Origin of the sequence: Paenibacillus sp. MBLB1832 (assembly GCF_032271945.1) — a bacterium.
Lineage (GTDB): Bacteria > Bacillota > Bacilli > Paenibacillales > NBRC-103111 > Paenibacillus_E > Paenibacillus_E roseopurpureus.
On the sequence record NZ_CP130319.1, the window covers coordinates 3,740,110 to 3,761,976 of the forward strand.

Below are 21,867 nucleotides of genomic sequence, written 5' to 3' on the forward strand. Positions count from 1 at the left end.
TTATCCTAGGGTTACTTGAAGTATAGCCTGTAATCGACCAGCCGAAAGTTCCCCAACTGTCATAACTGGCGGCAACGATGACGCCACCTTTCCAAGCATCGTCCCCCCGGGAATCGAAGCGTTCTCGATGTAGGGATATCCAACGGTGGTGATTGTTGCAAGTGCTCTGCCTTTATTGGGACATTGAGCTAATGTTATCTCCTGTCCATCTACGAACAATTGCACATTAGCCAAATCTAAGGAATATGTAACTCCAGATTGCTTATAAATGTTTCCGGAATCAACCACCCATCCTGTTTGATCTACAACATCCAAACCACTAATCGTGACAATGTCATTGTTATAATTTTGGAACGTAATAGGATTACTTGATGTCCCGCTATTCGCAGGCGCTACCGTTTCCCTGTAGGTACCTGCCATAATATTAACAGTATCCCCCGCTGCCGCAACGCTTGCTGCCTTTTGTATCGTATTGAATGGCGATGTTGTCGAAGCTCCATCATACTATCGCTTACATAATAAGTTGCTGAATCTTCTTCTGTATGTGCAATGGATGGATGAACTGGTAGCAAGGCCTGGATTAAAGTTAAACAAATACATAGAATCAACATTTCAACATTCTAATAAAAAAATCGTGTTTTTTCATAGAACTCAATGCAAAGAGCAAACTGAAACAGATCAATAAGTACCAACTTTTCTTCACGTGACGATCACTCCTCAATTAGTGTGTATTGCTAGACATCTGACTGAGAAATGAAGTAATGAGTTTTTAACAGTTAATACGAATCTTATAAGCTTCCCCCCTATAACCGAATCTCCACGATGTCCAACGTCTCCCCATTCCATGATGCTGGTAGGTTGAGAGTGAATCTGTTGTCTGAGTCGTTCCATTCAAAACTCAGATCTTGCGCATTGCGAAGCAGTCGAACTGAAGCCGGTCTGGAAATGCCCTCCAACGTAACAGGACCCGTATGCTCAGGTAATAGATGCAGGTACCAGGTATCGCCACGCTTCGTAACGGGAACGCTGCTGTATAATTGATAATCATCACTATCCACGTCGAAGATGGCCTGACGGTGTACACTCATCCATTCTTTAATTTCATCGAAGCGTACGAACAAGTCATCTGGCAACGTCCCGTCAGGTCTCGGGCCTATGTTAAGTAACAGGTTGCCTCCCCATGCTCGGACACGGGATAGAAGGGACAGCATCCAAGACGTTGGTCTATAAGCCTCTGTCTTATGCGTATACCCCCAGATTCCTGCTGGATGACTACTCCAGACATCGCAATGCTCCCAGATTTGGGTAGGTTTCGAGGTAATGCTTTTGACCCAGTTGTAACACTCGGATGAAATATAATCGCCGCCGCCATGCATTCTCGGACTAATGATGATCCCCGGCTGAAGCTCGCGGATCTCTTCAATGGAAATTGCATCCTTCACTTCTTCTCCACCATCGAACCAGATAATATCAACTTGCCCGTATTCCGTGAGCAACTCGATAATTTGTCCGCGGACATACTGCTGAAATTGCTCGTCCCAGCCATCTGGTTTGGCTGGCAGCTCAATAGGTTCGTGCTCAAGTCCCAACGCTGGACCTTCACCTTTCCTGTGTTTGTATCCAAAAGACATGTACTCCCTGTTGTAATACCAATCAGGCGGAGAATAATAGAGCCCAACCTTCAGGTTGTTGCGCCGGCAAGATTCGACGAACGGACGGACCAAATCGCGACTGTTCATGTGCGTTCGAGTACCATACTCGCCGAATCGGCTCGGCCACATAGCATATCCGTCATGATGGCGTGTTGTAAGCACGGCGTAAGTAAATCCGGCGTCGGCAGCAGGCTTCAGCCAAAGATCAGGATCGTAGCTGTCCGGCTGGAACTGCTCTGCTAATTTGAAGTAATCACTGGGTTTCACTCTATGTGGATTTGAATCCCAGGGCGTATCTGCTATCATCCCCCAAGAGAGGTCGCTATCTCCGTGAACACTGGATATTCCCCAATGGATAAACAGTCCAAGCCCCGCGTCTTTGAACCATTGTGCGCCTGAATGGGAATTGCTCGCGTATGTTCCCTCAATCTGCGAACTTGCAGCACCAATCAATTGATGTTGGTCTTGCACGGCATTTCCATGATTTCCCTTTGTACTAGTCATAGTTTCTCATCTCCTAAGTCTCTGTTCTCACAATTTACGCCCCTGTCAGCTACTTGATATTAAGAGAAACAGTCTATTGTAAAAACGAGTCAATACTTCTCATATAGAGAAAGCAATGACTCGTTCCTTGGATATATTTTTCTTAATTATTTCTTAGTTTTCAAGAACTCATCAACTTGCTTTTGTAACTCAGCTACTACTTTGTCAGAACCTGCAGCTTTCATTTTGCTAATGAATTCTGCATATTTCTTATCAGAGTCAGCAACTGCTCCTGATTCTAGGACAAGCTGTGCAGTAGTCCCAGCATATTCTTTAACAACTGCCGCAATTTGTGCCAGTTCTGTTTTAATTGGATCAAGATTAGGTTTAAAACCAAGTAATGGTGAAACCGTTGCGCCGCTGTTCATGTCCTGCCAAGTTTTCACAAAGTTAGGGATGTTCGCTTGCGTTTCATAAGCATTGCCTGTGTTACCCATTGCATAGGCAAATGTGCCATATTTGGCATCTGCAGTTCCTTGGCCGGAGTAACCAATCGTTTCAATTTTGTTGTCGCCCGTTTTCTTATAGTGCTTGCCTTCAATACCCCATACGAGAAGGTTGTAAAGATCTTTACCCTTAGCTGTATCTAACAAGTTAATAAGCTGCATTGCGCGCTCAGGGTTTTTAGATGTTCTTGTAATCGCTAGGTTCGTGGAATCGGTCAAGCCGGAGATTACGTACTTCTCTTCCATCGGGATGAACTGAATTGGGAAACCATATCTTTTGGATTCCGCCGCTGAAGCATCCTCAACACTACCAACGATCGTATGGAACCAACCAACGTTTCCGTCTGGCTTTCCTTCGTCTTGACGTTGATTTTGCAAGCTTAACATATCTTTACGAATGTAACCTTTCGCATACCAATCCGTCATCGTTTTGATAAAATTCTGCTCTTCCGGTGTGTCATACCAATTGACAACCTTTAAGCTTTTCGGATCTTTCAAATCACCTACTAATTTGAACGGTTGTGCCGCTGAAATTAACAAATTATGATGCTGCATTGTTGTAAGTACGTTCGGGCTAAACCCTTTGCGCAATTGATTGTTCTGCTTCAATTTCTCCAGGTAGTCTCCGATGACAGCGAGAGACTCCTTGGATACAGGGCCTGTTTTATAGAATGTATCCTGTGCTGCCTTCGGATCGATGTATCCTTTATCAACAAACTCTTTCGGTACACGCAACGTTGGACGGGCATCTACGGCTTGTTGATAATTTGGAATCGCATACAATTTGCCGTTCACACGAGCGCGATCCAACACCCAAGATGGAATTTCTTTCTTAATATCCGGTGCATATTTATTAACCAGTTCATCAATAGCCACATAGGAGCCTTTGTTGACTTCACCTAGATAATCCAATACAAATCCTGTCCATGCAATGTCAATCTCCTCAGAAGATGCTGCCATAAGCTTCCATTTATCAGCGTATTCTGCTTGCGTTAGTGGTACGAATTCTACCTTCGTATTTGGCAGTAATGTTGCCAATCTCTTGTTAAACTCATCATAAACCTCTTGCGAATCTGCTTGCTTACCAGGCCCCATTGTTACAAACTTCAGTGTAACTGGTTTAGATGTGTCTGCTGTTGCTGCAGCGCTTGGTGCTGCACTAGTAGAAGCCGAAGGCGTGCTTGTTTTACCGCACGCGGTTAAGATTAAAGCTGTTGTCATGCTAAGAATAATCGTCTTGCTAAACACCGTTTTAAACGATTTCATTTTTGTTTTGCCCCTTTCAATATGTTTACTAATATATTATACAGCCCTGGAACTTGTTTTTTATACGACCCAGAACTGGTATAAACAGGTAGTTATCCTTTTACTGCACCAACCGTAAGTCCTTTAGAGAAATATTTCTGGAAGAATGGAAACACCATAAGAAGAGGTCCAGCCGCAACGATCGCCATAGCAAATCGGATGGATTCTGATGGCAATTTATACAGATTTACATTTTCCATCGTCAAGTTATAAGTCATGGAATTTTTGAGGAAATCTATTTCCAACAAGATTCGTTGTAACAGGAATTGCAAGGTATAGAGTTTCTCATTACGAATATAAATCAAGGATGTAAACCAATCATTCCATTTGTCCAGCAGTACAAACAATGCAATGGTTGCAAGAGCTGGTTTAGCCAGTGGGAGAATAATTTGCCAATAGACTCGAAATTCACTAGCACCGTCCATTTTGGCCGATTCAACAAGAGCATCAGGCAATCCTTGAAAGAATGTGCGTAAAATAATGATATAGAAAGCATTGGCTAGCGTCGGTAAAATATACACAAAGATTGTATTATTGAGATGAAGATACTGCGTAATGAGAATATAGCTTGGAATAAGTCCTCCACCGAATAGCATTGTGAAGAAAATAAACAAAGTAATTGGTCTGCGAAGTTTAAAACTTCTTCTAGATAACGCATATGCGCAAGTGGACATCACGAACAATCCACAAATCATGCCGCCTACCGCCTGAACAGAAGTCGTTAGATAAGCAAACAAGATTTGCTGGGGCTTACCGAAAATGAGCTTATATGCCGCCAGATCGAACTGAACAGGGATTAATTTATATCCATATTGCAATAACGAATCCTCATTGGAGAATGAGACGGAAATAACCAGAAGAAATGGTATGATAAACGCTAAACTTAATAGAATCAAGAACACATGAATCAACGTATTGCCGATATTAGTAGATAACGACTTTGGCATTCTGATCCGCCTCCTTCTTACGCTTTTGTTTGTAATTTAGAATAATGCATTTTCAGGTCTTATTTTCGTAACAATCCAGTTACTGATGACGATTAGAATAAGTCCAACAACAGATTGGAACAATCCTACAGCAGCTGAAATCCCGAAATCTCCTGAACGCAATCCCCGGTAAACGTAAGTGTCAATCACATCCGTTGTTGGATACAACACACCGATATCTCTAGGAATTTGATAGAACAATCCAAAATCTCCTCTGAACAGATTGCCAATTGCCAGAATGATGATAATGGTTAACACTGGTGTAAGCGAAGGAAGTGATATCGCAAATATTTGTCTCAATCGTCCAGCACCATCAATTTTGGCTGCTTCGAACAATTCTGGATCAACGCTCATCAAAGCCGCGTAATAAATAATGGAGCTTAATCCAACTGTTTTCCAAATTTCCACTGAGACGATGATATAGGGCCAGTACTTGGAATTAGAGTAAACATCAATCGACTCAAATCCAAAGAAATGGATGATTTGATTGAAATAACCTAATGAAGGATTAAATAACGCATACGTCATATATCCGACTAAAACCCATGATAAAAATTTTGGCATGATCATGGATGTTTGATAGAATTTTAAAGCCAATTTCCCGCGAACCTCGAACAGCAAGAGTGCAACTGTAACGGCCGCAATATTACCCAATACGATAAATACACCAGCATAACTTACTGTATTTCTTGTAATTCGCCATGCATCCATGGACGTAAAGAAGAATTCGAAATTTTTGAAACCAACCCATGAGCTTCCAAGGATACCTTCGCTATACTTATAATCTTTAAATGCGAGTATGACACCAACCATCGGTGTATAGTGAAAAATTAGATAATATAAAATAGCCGGTAAGGTTAGGAGAAATAAGGCTATATTCTCTTTGACCATTCTTTTAACTGAATTGCGACGAAGTGGCTTCGTCAATGCCTTATCTGTCATGCTATGCAGTGCGCTCTCTCTCATGTGTCGTATCCCCCTTTGCTTAATTTAATTCTACGAAATAGGGGTATAATTGAATAGGTAGCCAAATTAAAGATACGGTTACGAAACTTGTGCAAATCGCGACGAAGAAGGCACTTAAAGCAATTAAAGTTACTTTTTTCAACTAATCCTTGGCATATACGTAGAAAGACTCCAATAACAGCGTATCATTACGCTATAATGAAGTGAAAACATCGAGAGGTGGACGTACGATGTACAAGCTTATTCTGGTAGACGACGAAGAGATAGTACGCAGAGGGTTACGATATTTCCTAGACTGGGAATCACTTGGGTTTCAGATCGTTGCTGACTTCGAGGACGGTAGAGAGACCATTGAATATTTAAAGACCCATGAGGTTGACATTGTTCTAAGCGATATTCGAATGGCAGAGGTTAATGGCATCCAATTAGCCAAGCATATATATGAAAACTATCCGCAGATTCGTGTCATTATCATTAGCGGTTACAAAGATTTCGAGTATGCTCAACAAGCCATTGCCTATAATGTAGAGAATTATTTATTAAAGCCGACGAAATACGATGTAATTACCGATGTATTCCAGAACTTGAAGCTAAAGTTAGATCAACAGAAAAGTGATTCTATTCGGCAACAACAGAAATCTGTTCGCTTTGATGAGCTTCTTCCACTATTGAAAGAGCAATTCTATACCGATCTGGTGATGGGTGCCTTGCGTAATACGAATGAGCTGCATAAGCGCATCCAATTATTATCTCTTTCCTTAGACCCTGCCCATTGTCCTTGCGCTTTAATTGATTTAGAACTATATGAGCGAGAGAAGCTGACAATTAAGCCAGAAAAACTAACCTATTCGTTAAAAAGCATTTTCCTTGCTGAAAATGCTAATTTCTTGTACAAAGCCGTCTTCAATGAATATCAGGGGATGAAATTACTTGCTTTTCCAAATCATGCTGTAACTCAGGAAGAACTTCGTAAGCAACTCGATACTGAGCTGAATGAAATTATTTCCCGAATCCGAACCAATTTTGACATCGAGATTCGTTATCATGTGACAGCCACATTTTCTAATTTGATTGAATTGGCCCAATTTAGCCTACCCTTAAAGCTCGTCTATGAAGAGACGCGAGGTAAAGACCGATTGGAGCCGATCGAATATGACAATTTGCTGGAGAAGTACAAATTATTCATGGCGCATATAATGGACGGCCAAATTGAGAATACCATAAGCATGCTTGATCGACTCATGGACGAATTTCGTGATTTGCCCATCTCATTTATCCATCGTTTGATAATGGATCTATTCGCAATGGTATTTCGATACTACGCGGATCGCGGGCAAGTTGGTAAGATTCCGCATGAGACCGCTCACAATTACCATGCTGTTATTGAAATCAACGATCTAGAGGAAATCCGTAAGTGGGCCAAGCAGTTTATCCATGACCTTATGATCCTCAATGTTAACACGAAAGAATCTAATGCCACCCTGATTGTCGAAGCAGCGCAGAAATATATTTTACAGAACTTTCATCGGGACTTGTCGCTGGAAGAAGTGGCTAATCACGTTTTCTTGAATCATATCTATTTTAGTCGAATCTTCAAGCAAGCCTTAGGTATCAATTATATTGATTATTTAACCCAATTGCGCATTCATAAAGCAATTGAATTGTTAGAATCACGTCAATTCAAAATTCAAGAGATAACCGAAAAAGTTGGCTATCTCAATAGTAAATACTTTGCCCGCTTGTTCAAACAAACAACAGGTGTCAGTCCAAAAGATTATATTCGACAACAAAGCTTGCTTTCAAAAGGTGCTGAAAATGAAAACAAACCGTAATTTAATTCAAGCTGTGCGAATGTACAAGTTTCAAAGTCTTTTTATCAAAAGTTTAATTCTGATATTCCTCCTAGTTATCGTTCCATTTACAGGTTTAGGCGTTGTTATGTATGTTCAAATGAATAAAGCCATTGAGACGGAAATAAGCGGCGTGAACATGAATTCATTGTACCGCGTAAAGGACAATATCGAGACCATTTTCAAACAAATGGAGCGTGTTTCCCTGGAGATGACTTATCAGGATGATGTTGCTTCCTTCATGTTTTCTCCTACGGAGAATAATAATCTCAATTCTAAAATGCAATCTATCCATGATAAAATTTCGATGTACACACGTTCTTTTAAATACATGGATTCTCTTTATGTGTTTTCGGAGAAAAATGCATACATGCTATCCAATCGATTTGACTCTACTTTAACAGACTTCGATGACAAAACCTGGTACCAAAACGTCTACCAGAAAATAAACAGCAAGGGCCCCTATTTCGATTTACGTAAACGGAACGGCACCTATCCCTACTTCATTTCCTTTACGTTGCCTGCTTATTTCTATGAGACGAAAATAGGGGCTGTTACCGCGAATATTGATATCGAAGAACTTCGTAAGTTTCTTTATCAAACAGATACGCAAATTGAAAACACGTACATAGTCAGTGATGTTATGGTAGTGTATAGCAATAATCGCAACGAATTTATGTCCAATATCCATGATATCGATATGCTAAATAACGCAGATGTCCCTGCTAATATCTCTGCCCCAACTACCTTGATTAAAACCATAAATAAACAGAAATATATTCTTTCCGTGCTACCTTCGAGTGAACGGAATTTGACTTATATCTCGATATTACCTCTCAAGAATTATGAACAAAAATTGAAGGATCTCCGAACATTCTTGTATTTATTTTTCGCAATAGGCGGGATCATCGTCTTAGTCGTATCCTTATTGATCTCTATTAAAACCTTCTCACCCGTTAATCAGATCATGTCGATGATTGACGACCAGGAAAAGTTAGAGCCTCTCATGGACAATAACGAGAAAAGCAAATGGAACGAGGTGAGAACAATTACCAATACGATATTCAGAACCATAGATGCAAAGCGCGGCCTCGAACAAGAGCTACAACTACGCATGCATTCCTTACGGAAAGCTCAAACGATTGCTTTGCAAAATCAAACGACACCGCATTTCTTGTATAACACCTTGGAAACGATTAAGTATCTTGCGATTGAATTAACGAAAGGACATAATAACGTGTCCAAAATGGTCACAGCGCTCTCAGATCTGTTACGACGCAGTCTGGATACAGATACTCCGCTAACCGCAATAAGCGATGAGATCCAGCATGCCAAGCAGTACGTAGAAATTATGCAGGCTAGATATCCGAATAAATTTGACGTCATCTGGCAAGTTCAGGAAACGCTACTTTCTTGCCAAATCTTAAAGATTTCCATTCAACCGCTCCTAGAAAATGCGTTTCAACATGGTATTCTTCCTACTCGTAACCCTGGGCAGATTATTATTACGGGACTGCGTACATCGGATGGAATCGTCATTACCGTTTCCGATAATGGACAAGGAATGCCTGAGGACCAACTCATAAGTCTTCAGCAAAAACTTGCCAGCGGCATTAATTTAGAGGAAAATCATATTGGTTTAAAAAACTTAAATCAACGGATTAAATTACTATTTGGTGATGCATACGGGGTATTCGTTTCACCAAATCTACACAGAGGCTTAGCCGTGTTTATCGTTATTCCTGAGAAGAATGATAGTCATGATATTATATAAGTAGTAACATACATCAAAATAGCCGGTCGAAGAGCCACTCGACTCTTAACCGGCTGTTTATTAATTTCATACAGTTTCAATAATGAAAGCTACCGAAAATCTCGGTAGCCTGTTGTCGTGGAGATATCGTTCAGTTCTTCGTTCGCTGCATACTCTTCATTATACCAAAGAATCTTGTCATGGTTTTAAAATAATCTTGATTGCGTTATCCTCTTTATTATTGAAGATTTTATAGGCGTGTTCAGAGTCATCTAAGCGGACCCGATGGCTGATAATATCTGTCGGATCAAACACACCTTCCTTAATCTGACGATACAATTCAGGCATATAGTGAATAACAGGAGCTTGTCCCATTTTCACTGTAATATTACGGGAAAACAAATCACCGAAGGGGAACGCGTTATAATTCATGCCATAAACCCCAGTTACTTGTATCGTGCCTCCTTTTCGAACTAGTTTAGTAGCCATCCGGAAAGCTCCAAGTCCGCCACCTTGCAACTTAAGCAGAGTTTCCACCTTTTCCACAAAAGTCTTCTCCGAATCCAGTCCTACGGCGTCAATGACAACATCAGCTCCGCCACCAGTAAGTTCAGCAAGATACTTCAGAAGATCGTCTTGCTTTTTAAAGTTGAAAACCTCAACATGATTAGTTTTCCGTGCATGCTCCAATCGGTAATCAACATGATCGATTGCGATGACTCGTTTAGCACCTTTCAGCCAAGCAAATTTCTGCACTAATAATCCGACAGGACCGCAACCAAGGATAATAACCGTGTCACCAGCTTTCACCCCAGCATTGTCAACACTCCAGTAGGCTGTAGGAACTATATCGGATAGAAATAGAAGCTTCTCGTCTTCCATTTCAGCATCCTCGGGCACTTTAAAAGGGATGAAGTTCGCATATGGAACACGAATTAACTCTGCTTGCCCTCCCGCGTACCCTCCAAACGTTTCGGAGTAACCGAAATACCCTCCCGTATCACCATGTAAATAATCATTAGAATTATCACATTGGCTTTCCAGCTGGTGCGTACAAAACCAGCATTGACCACAGGCAACGTTAAAGGGAATTATTACGCGGTCTCCCCTCTTCACTTTCGTCACATCTTTACCAATATCCTCGACAATTCCCATTGGCTCATGGCCGATAATAAAGTCATCTGGCATATTGGGTATTTCCCCATTATAAAGATGAAGGTCCGAGCCGCATATGGTAGTTGTGGTGATACGTACAAGGATATCATCTGACTTCTCTATCTTTGCATCGGGTACTTCTTTGACTTTTACATTCTTCATCCCTTGGTAAGTTAATGCTTTCATTTATTCGCCCCTCTGTATTCAGGTTTTTGGTGATTGAAACGCGTAGGCTTACTCCGGTTCAGCAGGAGTAAGCCTGTTTATTTTCGATGGGCTTAGGTTACCTGTTAATTGTTATCATTATTAAATATTTCATCTAACTCTGAACTATGTTCGTTTGCGGCTGCCTGGATGTCTTGATCGACTTTATTACTCCCTTGAATTTGCTCCGCTGCTTCGGCTTGATTGTTCAATTGCTGAATAATTTGACCAGTGCCATGTGCACCTTGATGTCCTCGACTTGATGTCATTATGTTTGTACCCTCCCTTTCGGTAAATGGACTCCAGCTATATTATGATGCTATTTTCCACCCTTATTCACGAATATTAAACCTGAATGATAATAGGTAAGATCATCGGTCTTCTTTTAGTATGCGTGTATACATATTTTCCTACCGCTTCTTTAAGAGCTTGCTTATAGAGCCCCCATTGGTTCGTTTGGGCGTCTTGTAGTTGTGTGATGGTCGTTAATGCAATCCGATGTACTTCCTCCATTAATTCCTCAGATTCTTTGACATAAACGAATCCGCGGGATATGATATCCGGTCCAGAAACAACTGTGCCATCCGACTTACTTAGGGAAAGCACAAAAATCAGAATGCCGTCTTCGGATAAAACTTTACGATCTCGCAATACAATATGACCAACATCTCCAATACCAAGCCCATCAACCAGCGTATTTCCATTCGGAACTCGCCGCTCTTGACGAGCTATAGAGCCTGTAAAGTCCACTACCTCCCCGTTATTGATGATAAAAATGTTATCCGATTCAACACCAATAGCTTCAGCTAATAAACGGTGTTGATACAACATGCGATACTCCCCATGAATAGGGATAAAGTATGTCGGCTTCATTAATGTCAGCATGAGCTTCAATTCTTCTTGACTTGCATGTCCCGATACATGCATGCCCGTTACAGAACCAGATCCATAAATGACTTTAACTCCTTTCGCAAATAAGTTATCTACGATACGAGATACGTTCCGTTCGTTACCAGGAATAGGTGTAGCTGCTAGAATAACCGTATCACCCGGTGAAACTTGGACTTGGCGATGTGTGCCACTGGCTAATCGGGCTAATGCAGCCATGGGTTCCCCTTGACTTCCCGTGCATAGAATGACGAGCTCATTTGGAGAAAAACGGTTCACATCTTGAGCTTCAATCAACATGTCAGGAGGCATTCTCAAATAACCAAGTGTTAAGGCGATATCTACAACATTGACCATACTTCTTCCCAAAAGGGCAATTTTACGGTTTGTTTTCTCTGCTGCATCGATCACTTGCTGCAACCTGTTGACATTAGAGGCGAACGTAGATAGGAATATTTTTCCTGTAGCTTTTGTAAATGCTTCTTCAATATGATCGCCTACTAAGCGTTCAGAAGGTGTGAATCCTGGCCGCTCAGCATTCGTACTCTCAGAGAGTAGAGCAAGTACGCCCTTTTGACCGATCGCTGCCATCTTATGAATATCCGCATATTGCTCGTTAACCGGTGTCAAATCAAATTTGAAATCTCCTGTATGTACAACTACGCCTTGCGGGGTATCAAAGACGATACCTAGACAATCGGGAATGCTGTGGTTCGTTCGAAAGAAACTTAACGGAATGGCCCCTAATGTTAAAATAGAATTGGCATCAATTTCATGCAAGGCCGTTGTATTGAGAAGCCCATGTTCTTTAAGTTTTTCTTTGATAAGGCCAAGAGTAAGTCGAGTAGCATAAATGGGCATATGCAGCTGTTTAATAATATAGGGGATACCTCCGATATGATCCTCATGTCCATGAGTGATAACCAAACCTCTTACTCTATCCGCATTTTCTAGTAGATAGGAGATATCAGGGACAATCAGATCTATGCCCAACAGACTTTCATCTGGAAACTTGGAACCACAGTCGATAACGATGATATCATCGTTATATTGGATGACGTACATATTTTTACCAATTTCATTCACACCTCCGAGGGCTACTATTGAAAGCTGATCTTGAGTCGATCTCAATCCATAAAACCTCCATAGCTTACGATTAGTTAAATGTTACCGTTTGATAATGGTACATATAAAACACTTCGCCTTTTTTCCTTTTAACAATTGCTCATTTTCGCAATGTAGACAACGCATGTGATCACCTCTTTTGTATTGTGTCCATATAAAATAATCAAAAATTCACTTTTCAGTAATTTTATTCTATCCGTTATAGCAATTAAGTTAGCTTGGACATACTATTTTAAGTCAATTTATTTAGGGGGAAACTAATGGAACATCATTATATACCGATGACCTCTGTTAGAAGCGGTGTCTGCGAAGAGGTCAGCCACAATCTATTCTGTTATACCAATCAGATTGTTAACATAAATTTGGTTGGCACTGCCGAAAATTGGGTATTAGTTGATACGGGCATGCCGCAATCCGCCACACGTATTCTAGAAGTAGTTGAAGATCGATTTGGCGCAGAATCGAAACCAAAGGCCATTATTCTAACACATGGGCACTTTGATCACGTTGGCGCTGTTATTGACCTTGTTGAAGCTTGGCATGTATTGGTCTATGCCCACGAGTTAGAAATACCCTATTTAACTGGTCAAGCTAGTTACCCAGAGCCAGACGGATCGGTTGAAGGTGGACTAATCGCAAAGATCTCACCATTCTTTCCAAATGAACCCATTAATCTTGGAAGTCATGTACGACCTTTGCCCTCTGATGGAAGCATCCCTGGCATGCTAGGATGGAGATGGATTCATACACCAGGTCATACGCCTGGACATGTTTCACTATTTCGAGGTAAGGACAAGACACTTATTGCGGGAGATGCATTTGTAACGGTTGAGCAGGACTCAATTTACAAGGTTTTCACTCAGAAGAAGCAGCTGACAGGTCCTCCGGTATACTTTACAACCGATTGGCATGCGGCTGAGCATTCCGTGAGAAAGTTAGAAGCTCTAAAGCCGAGCGTAGCCATAACTGGTCATGGGGTACCTATGTCTGGTGAGGAACTAACTAGCGGATTGTTTCAATTGGCCACCGATTTCCAAAGACTAGCTGTCCCTAACCATGGACGTTATGTAGATGACAAGATTGAAATTCAATAAATCCCATCGGATTATTTCATTAACATTGGCGAAAAGTAATAAAAGGAGGTGATAATGTGTTTTCCTATTGGCGGCAAGGCGCAAGATTTTGAAGACACATAAATGGAGTCTAATTCCAATTGCATCCATTCCATTCATTATGACGTTGGGAAATTCCATGCTAATTCCCGTCCTGCCTTCGATTCGTAACCACCTACAGATCACTTCGTTTCAAGTGAGCCTTATCATTACCGTTTACTCTGCCGTTGCTATCATACTTATACCGATGGCAGGTTACTTGTCGGATCGCTTTGGCAGGAAAATCATTATTGTCCCCAGTTTACTCATTACTGGCATTGGAGGTTTGATATCCGGTTTAGGGGCATGGTGGCTGGAGCACCCTTATGTGGTGATTTTAATAGGTCGTGCATTACAAGGAGTAGGAGCGGCAGGAGCATTCCCCATTGTGCTGCCACTTGTCGGTGACATTTACAAAAATGAGAGTGAAGTAAGTAAGAACCTGGGGATCGTAGAAACAGCTAACACGCTTGGTAAAGTACTGAGTCCAATTTTGGGATCCTTACTGGCTTTTGTGGTGTGGTTTCTCCCCTTTCTAGCTATCCCTGTGTTGTGTGCGATATCTACTTTATTAGTTGCATTTCTAGTCAAATCTCCCAAGAGAAAAGATGGGAAAGAAGAAAAAGTAACGTTTAGGCACTTTCTTCAAAACATTAAGCAAATATTTGGTAATAACGGCCGATGGTTGTCCGCTACTTTTGCCATTGGCTGTATTTGTATGTTTGTTATTTTTGGAACACTGTTTTATTTATCAGACACACTCGAGGACAAATATCATATTAAAAGCATATGGAAAGGATGTGTAATAGCCATCCCATCGGCAGTGCTTTGCCTTGCTTCATTCCTTGCAGGCAAAAAAATTGGTGAAAACAAAAAATTAATGAAGTGGATCACTTTTTCTGGAATTGTGTTAACCACTGCCTCTCTAGTTTTTTGTGGTTTTGTTCAATCTCTATACTGGCTGATCGGTTTAATTAGTTTGGCTGGTATTGGAATTGGTGTCACGCTTCCCTGCTTAGATTCCTTAATAACGGAAGGGATTGATAAAGCGGAGCGCGGCACCATAACTTCCATTTATAGCTCTATGAGGTTCATTGGTGTTGCGCTAGGTCCCCCACTGGCGTCAATTCTTGTTAAATTTTCATCGCAAATCATGTTCTATAGTATATCTGGCACTTGTGTGGTAGCGGCGGTACTAGCTTTATTCGCTATTAAACCAAGTCAAGAAGAAGAACTCTCCCCAAAATCAAGTAAAAGAGAAGCCTGGTGGCAATAATGCTATCCAGGCTTCTACATTCTACATCTTTTGGCCAGTCATCTCCCCTTAAGAGTGTAGTACACTGGAAAAGAAATTGCGGTTGCTATGCTTAAACAAACGATGGAACTAGGAGTAATTAACTTTTTCATATACAGGGCTCCCTTGCCTCATAGGAATCATTTGTCATACATGGTACACCTTTATTATGTAAGATGAAGAAATTGTTTATTCCTCCATACTTCTTAATTTAGACCACATCTTTCCTGACTCCATTTATGTTTGAGAAACACGTCTAATGAACATCCTAACTACGCGATACCAAATAAGACGTTGAGAGGAGATTGGTTAGAATGAAAAAGATTCAAACTCTTACATTAGCTATTTTATTAACATCAACATTAAGTTTAGGAACAGTTAGAGCCTATGACAATACTGGAGCTGGAATGAATTCTCCGGCAGGTACAACAAGTATGAGTACAAATAATAATGTAAATAATTACGGTACTTATGGCACAAGTACAGGAACAACTAGCTCACCTTCTGCTTCACCAATGACTACGCAAAACCAAACAAATTACGGCACAGGAACACACTCATATTCTACTAATTCTTCAAATATCCGTGCTTATAATACGTCAGATTCTAGATCGAATGGATCGAACTGGGGTTGGCTTGGATTGATTGGTCTCCTTGGCCTGGCAGGAATGAGATCAAGAAATCATGTTCGGGAAAAGTAAGCTAACACTATATAAAAATAAAGGAGCTAGAATAAATTGGGAATTTTAAGTGGAAATCCAAAAGATGAACCTCTACATTACGGTGAAATTTATAGTGTATGGCAAGCTTCCACAGTAGCTAAAGGGGCTGTATCTTGCTATCAAGCTTATTTAAATCACGCAGGTGACAAAGAGCTAAAAAAAGTTCTAGACGATCTAATTGATCAAGCAAAGCTGGAAATTAAAGAACTAGATAAAATCCTTGTTGATAACGGAATTCCTTCTATTCCTATGCTTCCTGAAAGACCGCCAGTAAAACTCGAGGATATCCCAGTTGGTGCAAGATTTACAGATCCTGAAATTTCAGCCAAAATAGCGGCTGATACCTCACTAGGCTTGGTTGCTTGTAGTCAAGCTATGGGACAAGCAATTAGAGAAGATATCGGCGCTCTTTTTGCGAAATACCATGTAACTAAAACAACCTTAGGACTAAAAATACTTGAGATGAGTAAAGATAAAGGTTGGCTTATTCCCCCACCACTACAAATTAAAAGACCTGAGACGGTTAATGCTTGATGCTTTAAGGTAAAAAAGTGAGCCAGGGTCCCTTAACAGCAGCGGGATCCTGGCTCAACTTATGTATCATCAAAAAAACCTACGATTTCTCGTAGGGTTTTCGCCACATATGACTTCCTTATGAAGATTAGCGATCGACGTTATGCCATTTCTTTATACACCCTGTAATAGCAGTAGAGCTGCCAAGCATGTACGTGCGCACAGAAAGGGTGAAACGCATCTTGCACCCAGAAGGAATATAACCCTTCTCGCGTTGAAAGCGACGAATTCACGCTGTCTGCAAATGTCCAATGACCTACCCAGTAGTCTGGATACTGTTCTGCAAACCGATGAAACATCAACTTACGCATCAGCTTTACAGCTTCCTCCCTATCAAAGCTGGCAATGCCCACAATCAATGGCCCTTGGTGAGCAAACCAGACACCGCCATCCTCTCCATCCCCATTCCCCCACAGCGGAACCTCCCTGGTGCGTGCTCCATACTTCTCTTCACCCAGTACCCTTAATTGGATCTCTTGAAGCAGCTGGCGTTTTCTCTCTACTGGAAAGCTCTCTACTTGGAGCAAAAATGGCTGGGGTTCAATACACAGGGTGTCCATACCAAATTTTAATTGGGGCTCATCATGCTCGCCTAAATAACAACGTGGCGAGAACGTTCTCCCCTCCATATCCTTCATATAAGCGGCATACACGCTGTCATGATATTCGCTTACGCTTTGAATAAAAGAGGTTAGGTTGCTTGTATCCAATGCATAGGCCATAGCTTGCGTTAATTCTCTTAGGAAAGGTGGGAAAATTGCCAGAGCCATTGACGTGTTTACATGCGATTGAGCAAAATTTTTGTAAATATTAGGCGAATACGGATGAAAGAAACTGTCGCTCCAATCTGAATTCAGCATTCTGATCAAACCATTTCGGCCTCTGCCAACGACATCTCTAAGATAAATGAAATGCTTCATTAGAAAAGTAAGTACGGTGTCCGTCCAGCCTGCCTCAACCGGATAATAAGTCACTCTTTCGTTTAAAAAGGAATAATCCCTCGTTACTCTCAAATATTCGCTAACAGCCTGAAACATGTACAGCTGTGCATCGCTCTCCATATAGACACCTGGATCACTATAGCCAAATCCAATATTTTGCCGCTTAATCTCGCCATCTCGGGCAGAGTGCTTCATCGCATAGCGAAGGCAAGATTTGGCTAACTGTGGATGGGTGTAGATGAGTGGAAGACAATGCTGCAGATGGTCACGATTGGAGGCATTCTCGCCGAGATGATACGCATATACAGACCCTTGCGGAATATACGTTTCGCCAAAATATTGACTGTATGTTGCCATGGCTTCCAAGCAATAGGCGTTCCATATCATCTCGCAGCGCAATTCTACATCAGGCTCATCCACTAATGAGGGAAGAACTTGGCGCCATAGATGCGTATATGCACCTAGGCAACCCCCGCTTGGTTTCGCTTGCTCGAACATGTCTCTAATTTGATTCGCAATGGATGTCATGTCGTTTTCAAATGTTAGACCGATAACGAACTGCAGCGTCCTTTGTTCACCTGCTGCCAGCGTAACTGTCGATTGTGCACACAAGAGATCGCCTCGCTCTACTTTGCGATTAGACACGCTTGTGCTGCCGCTAGAAACAGGAATGGCTTTCATAAACAAGGATGGCGGTGCAATATCATGCGTGTAGCTTTCCTGTAAATCGCAAGGCAAAACTTGCAGCTTTAGCGGCTCGTAACAAATATCGGCCTTCACAAAGTGCCGCTCCGCATCCACGTTCACCTTGTTTCGATAACATATTTCTCCCGTCAACTCAGCGCCATTCTGATCGTTCATCATCATATAATGAGCAAGCAGTTGTTCCTGATAAGTAATCGTTAATGGACGATCACCGCTGTTCGTCAGTGACACTTCAAGCAACAACGAAGGATTGCCGTTATGAAGATCCATCGACGGTTGCATCGCATACACCTTGCTCAACTTCAGGTCATTCAGGTTATATTGCAGATTCGCGTACCCGATACCAAATGTTTGCTGCGTTACGAGCTCTTCGCAGGCATTCCCGCCAACCAGTGCATACACTTCTTCGCCTTGGTTTGTTGCCATCGTGACGATGGACTGGTTCCAGCCCTTGTTCTTTCCACCATGGTTCAATCTGGCCCAGCCCCGCTCGCCAGTAATGAATTCATAACTTCCACTCACATGAACGAATACCGTTGCGCGATAATTTCCTAATAAAAAACAAGGATCTTCAGGAAGCTTTGCATCATGACCTAATTTATCTTTAGCAAAAACGGGATATCCCCCCGTGTAATGATACACGGGAAACTGATCCTGATCCCAATCCCAATAACCAACCCGATGCATGTAAGATCTTCCTCTCTTGACTACGTTTTCTTATGCATTCAAATGACAACGTCCTGAGAGCGAAGGCGCTCTAAGAGTAAAGGTATAGGAATCGAACTGACTGGTACATGTTGTTCCAAGCTGATTACCGCCGCCGTTCCCGCCGCTTGCCCCATAGCCATACATTGGGCAGAATTCCGTGCTGAAGCTTGAGCGCTATGAGTTGCAGACAAGCAGCGTCCAGCTACCAGAAGATTCTGAATCTCTTTCGGTACAAGACAGCGGTAAGGGATATGATAGTAGCCATCGTCCTTCACATAAACCCAACGCGTGTCCTTCCCAGCGCCATGATCCTCCACGGGGGCGCCGCAGCAAGCGATACCATCTTCGAATTTGCGGCCGATCACCACATCCTCTTCCGTCAGCATATATTCGCCCTGAATACGACGGGTCTCCCTTATGCCAATATGATGGGAGGTCCCTACTAGGAAAGCATCCTCAAACCCAGCAACGTATTCTTTAAGAAAACGCACGTACTGTCTCGTTTGCCTGCGTCCTTCCACTTCGGCAAGCGTCAGTGCATAAGGATCAGTGGCATCAACACCGCTGACCCGGACCATATTCGCTTGGATTACCCCAGCATGGGGAGTGATATGCCATGAACCTTCCTCCCTAGGAAGGCTGTAATGACCGGATTGATTGGCCTTTCTCATCCGAGCAGCAAGTTCATCATGGGATACGCTCTTGGCAGCTGAGATGTCTACATTTGCCATGAAGAAAATGGTGGACAAAGATTGCAGCTCAGCGGCGTCACTTTTCTCGAATGGTGCACCAGATCTGGCAGCAATATCCCCGTCACCAGTTGTATCAATGTAGATATTCGCAGAAACTTCTGTTAACCCTTGTTTGTTAGCTAATACCACACCTGTAATATAGCCGTCAGATACGTGAACCCTGCTTGCATAAGTATGATACAAAAGCTCCGCGCCTGAGTCCAGAACGGATTGCTCATAAATGACCTTCAAAATCTCTACATCGTATGTGATCCCCGTTCCAGCGCCATAGGTGTTTTTGCGTTCAAATGCGGCATTGGCTTCTGTGAGCAGTTGAGCGATCTCCCACGGAATGCCGCCGACGATTCTTTGCTGCCCCTTTGGCGTATAAAATCCATAGAACGTATCTACCCCTGTAGCCGTTCGGGAGCCGCCAAGGCAACCCTGTGATTCCACGAGCAGCACCTTTTTTCCAGCACGTGCCGCACTAATCGCCGCACATACGCCTGCTGCTCCACCGCCGAGCACAAGCACATCCACTTTTTTCTGCGTATAAGACATTGGTCTTCATCTCCTCTTAGATTGATCTGGTTGAACGCCAGTATTCCTCATAAGAAGCGTTAAACAACTGTTTGGATTCCTCATCGCCTACGAATATAGCACTAGTGATGACTTTCGGCGGCTTCCCTGCATCCGTCAATTTCTGAGCAATCTTACATTTCAACAAATTTACGATAATCGTATTTCCAATGGTCGATCCTGGTCCTACTGGTGTGTGCAACCCGTCAATCTTGACCATGGCATCCCCTGGAACGGCGCCATTGTCGATAACGATATCTGCCAATTCGAATAACCGATAACCGGAACTGTGCTTAGAACGGCTTTGCTGACTATGTCCGACAGACGTAACCGCGATAATCGGGATCTTGCGTTCTTTCATACTCAAAGCGATATCGATCACGACACTTCCCGCTCCGCTGTGTGAAAACAAGACCATACTGTCATGAGCGCCATAATGGAAATTGTCTGCAATGACACGTCCGAAGCCCTCAACATTTTCCAAAAACATAGCTTGACGCTGTCCATTGCTGCCGACTACCGCGTGATGGTTCGTTAAAGATAGTTCCACCATGGGATGGAAGCCAGGAAAGCTGCCGTAACGAGGGTACATTTCCTCTACTGCCATACGCGAATGTCCGCTTCCAAAAAGATGAACCAAACCATCCTTGTTGATACTGTTGAAGCAAATTTCTACCGCGCGGTCAATCGCATCCATTTGGGACTGTTCTACGCGCTCAATTACTTTCTTGACGCCATCCATATAATTATTCTCCAGTACGGCGTATGCTTCTGAATTCTTCACTGTCATACGATCATCTCCTCATAGTTGTTTTATTGCGCACTCCAGCCGCCATCGACAGGCAATGCGATACCCGTAATAAATTTGGCCTCTTGACTTGCTAGAAAAAGAATGGCTTCTGCTACATCCTGGGGATAACCCACATGCGGCGCAAGAGGCTGAAGCTCTGTTAATGCTTCACGAATAACTGGATCATTTATGGCCCTTTGGGACATTGGTGTATCAAGCAGTCCTGGACAAACCACATTAATGCGAATGTTATCTTTGGCATAGTAGACGGCTGCAGACTTACTTAACGAAATGACGGCCCCGCGGCTTGCAGCGTAAGCATGCGTTGTAAAATGTTCCCTCGTTCCCACCATCCCCAGCACGGAGGATATATTGACGATTGCCCCTCCCCCGCTCTGCTTAAGCATGCGTTGCAGCGCGATCCGATTGCTGTTATAAACGCTTTTCACGTTCACACTCATTGCCTGGTCCCACCCTGCTTCTGTGCATTGGTCGAGGGGCCCGTCGCCAAATCTTCTCGCACTGATTCCAGCTACATGGACCAGCACATCCAGCCGTTCCATCCTGTTTTCTAATTCAGCTGAGATGGAATTCATTTGCTCTGTATCCACCACATCTCCCTGCTTATAAATGACTTGGGAACTGAATAACACCTGCTTCTGTTGATCAGACAGTTGCTCTTCAGACTCCAATCCAATTACCGCTACCCTAGCTCCCTCGCTTAAAAAACGTTTGACGGTTTCGAGTCCGATACCGCCTGTACCGCCTACAACAAGTACTTGCGAGTTGTTGAATCGCAT

The 21,867-nt window shown here is 42.5% G+C and carries 18 protein-coding genes; 6 read left to right on the forward strand and 12 right to left on the reverse strand.

Annotated features, from left to right (window positions below; translation table 11 throughout):
- The 5 genes from MJB10_RS16865 to MJB10_RS16885 all read right to left on the reverse strand — a co-directional run bounded on the left by MJB10_RS16865 (position 1) and on the right by MJB10_RS16885 (position 5,898).
- Positions 1-420 (reverse strand): hypothetical protein, encoded by a 420-nt coding sequence (locus MJB10_RS16865; RefSeq protein WP_314796527.1) that lies wholly within the window; start codon positions 418-420, stop codon positions 1-3.
- A gap of 383 nt (positions 421-803) precedes the next feature.
- Positions 804-2,156 (reverse strand): alpha-L-fucosidase, encoded by a 1,353-nt coding sequence (locus MJB10_RS16870; protein WP_314796529.1) that lies wholly within the window; start codon positions 2,154-2,156, stop codon positions 804-806.
- Positions 2,157-2,302: 146 nt separating this feature from the next.
- The gene (locus MJB10_RS16875; RefSeq protein WP_314796531.1) at positions 2,303-3,907 is read right to left on the reverse strand and encodes an ABC transporter substrate-binding protein; all 1,605 of its coding nucleotides are present in this window, start codon (positions 3,905-3,907) and stop codon (positions 2,303-2,305) included.
- 92 nt (positions 3,908-3,999) lie between these two features.
- Positions 4,000-4,893: a carbohydrate ABC transporter permease gene (locus tag MJB10_RS16880; protein WP_314796533.1), complete on the reverse strand. Its 894-nt coding sequence runs from the start codon at positions 4,891-4,893 to the stop codon at positions 4,000-4,002.
- 36 nt (positions 4,894-4,929) lie between these two features.
- The gene (locus tag MJB10_RS16885; protein ID WP_314796535.1) at positions 4,930-5,898 is read right to left on the reverse strand and encodes an ABC transporter permease; all 969 of its coding nucleotides are present in this window, start codon (positions 5,896-5,898) and stop codon (positions 4,930-4,932) included.
- Between the two features lie 230 nt (positions 5,899-6,128).
- Between MJB10_RS16885 and MJB10_RS16890 the strand changes: the two genes are divergently transcribed.
- Both MJB10_RS16890 and MJB10_RS16895 read left to right on the forward strand, forming a co-directional pair.
- The gene (locus MJB10_RS16890; RefSeq protein WP_314796537.1) at positions 6,129-7,730 is read left to right on the forward strand and encodes a response regulator; all 1,602 of its coding nucleotides are present in this window, start codon (positions 6,129-6,131) and stop codon (positions 7,728-7,730) included.
- A complete protein-coding gene (locus MJB10_RS16895) occupies positions 7,714-9,522 on the forward strand; it encodes a sensor histidine kinase (RefSeq protein ID WP_314796538.1) in 1,809 nt (602 codons plus the stop codon). Before MJB10_RS16890 ends, MJB10_RS16895 begins: the two co-directional genes overlap by 17 nt.
- 177 nt (positions 9,523-9,699) lie before the next feature.
- Here the strand turns inward: MJB10_RS16895 and MJB10_RS16900 are convergent, their stop codons facing one another.
- From MJB10_RS16900 to MJB10_RS16910, 3 genes are all read right to left on the reverse strand, one after another.
- On the reverse strand, positions 9,700-10,842 hold the full coding sequence (locus MJB10_RS16900) for a zinc-dependent alcohol dehydrogenase (protein WP_314796541.1): 1,143 nt from the start codon (positions 10,840-10,842) through the stop codon (positions 9,700-9,702).
- Positions 10,843-10,946: 104 nt separating this feature from the next.
- On the reverse strand, positions 10,947-11,129 hold the full coding sequence (locus MJB10_RS16905) for a hypothetical protein (RefSeq protein WP_314796542.1): 183 nt from the start codon (positions 11,127-11,129) through the stop codon (positions 10,947-10,949).
- Positions 11,130-11,205: 76 nt separating this feature from the next.
- The gene (locus tag MJB10_RS16910) at positions 11,206-12,879 is read right to left on the reverse strand and encodes a ribonuclease J (protein ID WP_314796544.1); all 1,674 of its coding nucleotides are present in this window, start codon (positions 12,877-12,879) and stop codon (positions 11,206-11,208) included.
- A 254-nt stretch (positions 12,880-13,133) separates the two neighbouring features.
- Here MJB10_RS16910 and MJB10_RS16915 point away from each other — a divergent pair, with 254 nt between their 5' ends.
- From MJB10_RS16915 to MJB10_RS16930, 4 genes are all read left to right on the forward strand, one after another.
- Entirely contained in the window at positions 13,134-13,967 is an 834-nt protein-coding gene (locus MJB10_RS16915) for an MBL fold metallo-hydrolase (protein WP_314796546.1), read from the forward strand.
- A 139-nt stretch (positions 13,968-14,106) separates the two neighbouring features.
- Positions 14,107-15,300: an MFS transporter gene (locus tag MJB10_RS16920; RefSeq protein WP_314805697.1), complete on the forward strand. Its 1,194-nt coding sequence runs from the start codon at positions 14,107-14,109 to the stop codon at positions 15,298-15,300.
- 332 nt (positions 15,301-15,632) lie between these two features.
- Positions 15,633-16,019: a WGxxGxxG family protein gene (locus MJB10_RS16925; protein ID WP_314796547.1), complete on the forward strand. Its 387-nt coding sequence runs from the start codon at positions 15,633-15,635 to the stop codon at positions 16,017-16,019.
- A gap of 36 nt (positions 16,020-16,055) precedes the next feature.
- Complete coding sequence (locus tag MJB10_RS16930; protein ID WP_314796549.1) at positions 16,056-16,574, forward strand: DUF3231 family protein; 519 nt, start codon at positions 16,056-16,058, stop codon at positions 16,572-16,574.
- A gap of 140 nt (positions 16,575-16,714) precedes the next feature.
- Here MJB10_RS16930 and MJB10_RS16935 read toward each other — a convergent pair whose 3' ends face one another.
- The 4 genes from MJB10_RS16935 to MJB10_RS16950 are packed head-to-tail and all read right to left on the reverse strand — an operon-like array spanning position 16,715 to position 21,867.
- Positions 16,715-18,946 (reverse strand): hypothetical protein, encoded by a 2,232-nt coding sequence (locus MJB10_RS16935; protein ID WP_314796552.1) that lies wholly within the window; start codon positions 18,944-18,946, stop codon positions 16,715-16,717.
- A 38-nt stretch (positions 18,947-18,984) separates the two neighbouring features.
- Complete coding sequence (locus tag MJB10_RS16940) at positions 18,985-20,259, reverse strand: FAD-dependent oxidoreductase (RefSeq protein WP_314796553.1); 1,275 nt, start codon at positions 20,257-20,259, stop codon at positions 18,985-18,987.
- Positions 20,260-20,275: 16 nt separating this feature from the next.
- Positions 20,276-21,067, reverse strand: coding sequence for an SIS domain-containing protein (locus tag MJB10_RS16945; protein ID WP_314796554.1), 792 nt, complete (start codon positions 21,065-21,067; stop codon positions 20,276-20,278).
- 23 nt (positions 21,068-21,090) lie between these two features.
- Complete coding sequence (locus tag MJB10_RS16950) at positions 21,091-21,867, reverse strand: SDR family NAD(P)-dependent oxidoreductase (protein WP_314796555.1); 777 nt, start codon at positions 21,865-21,867, stop codon at positions 21,091-21,093.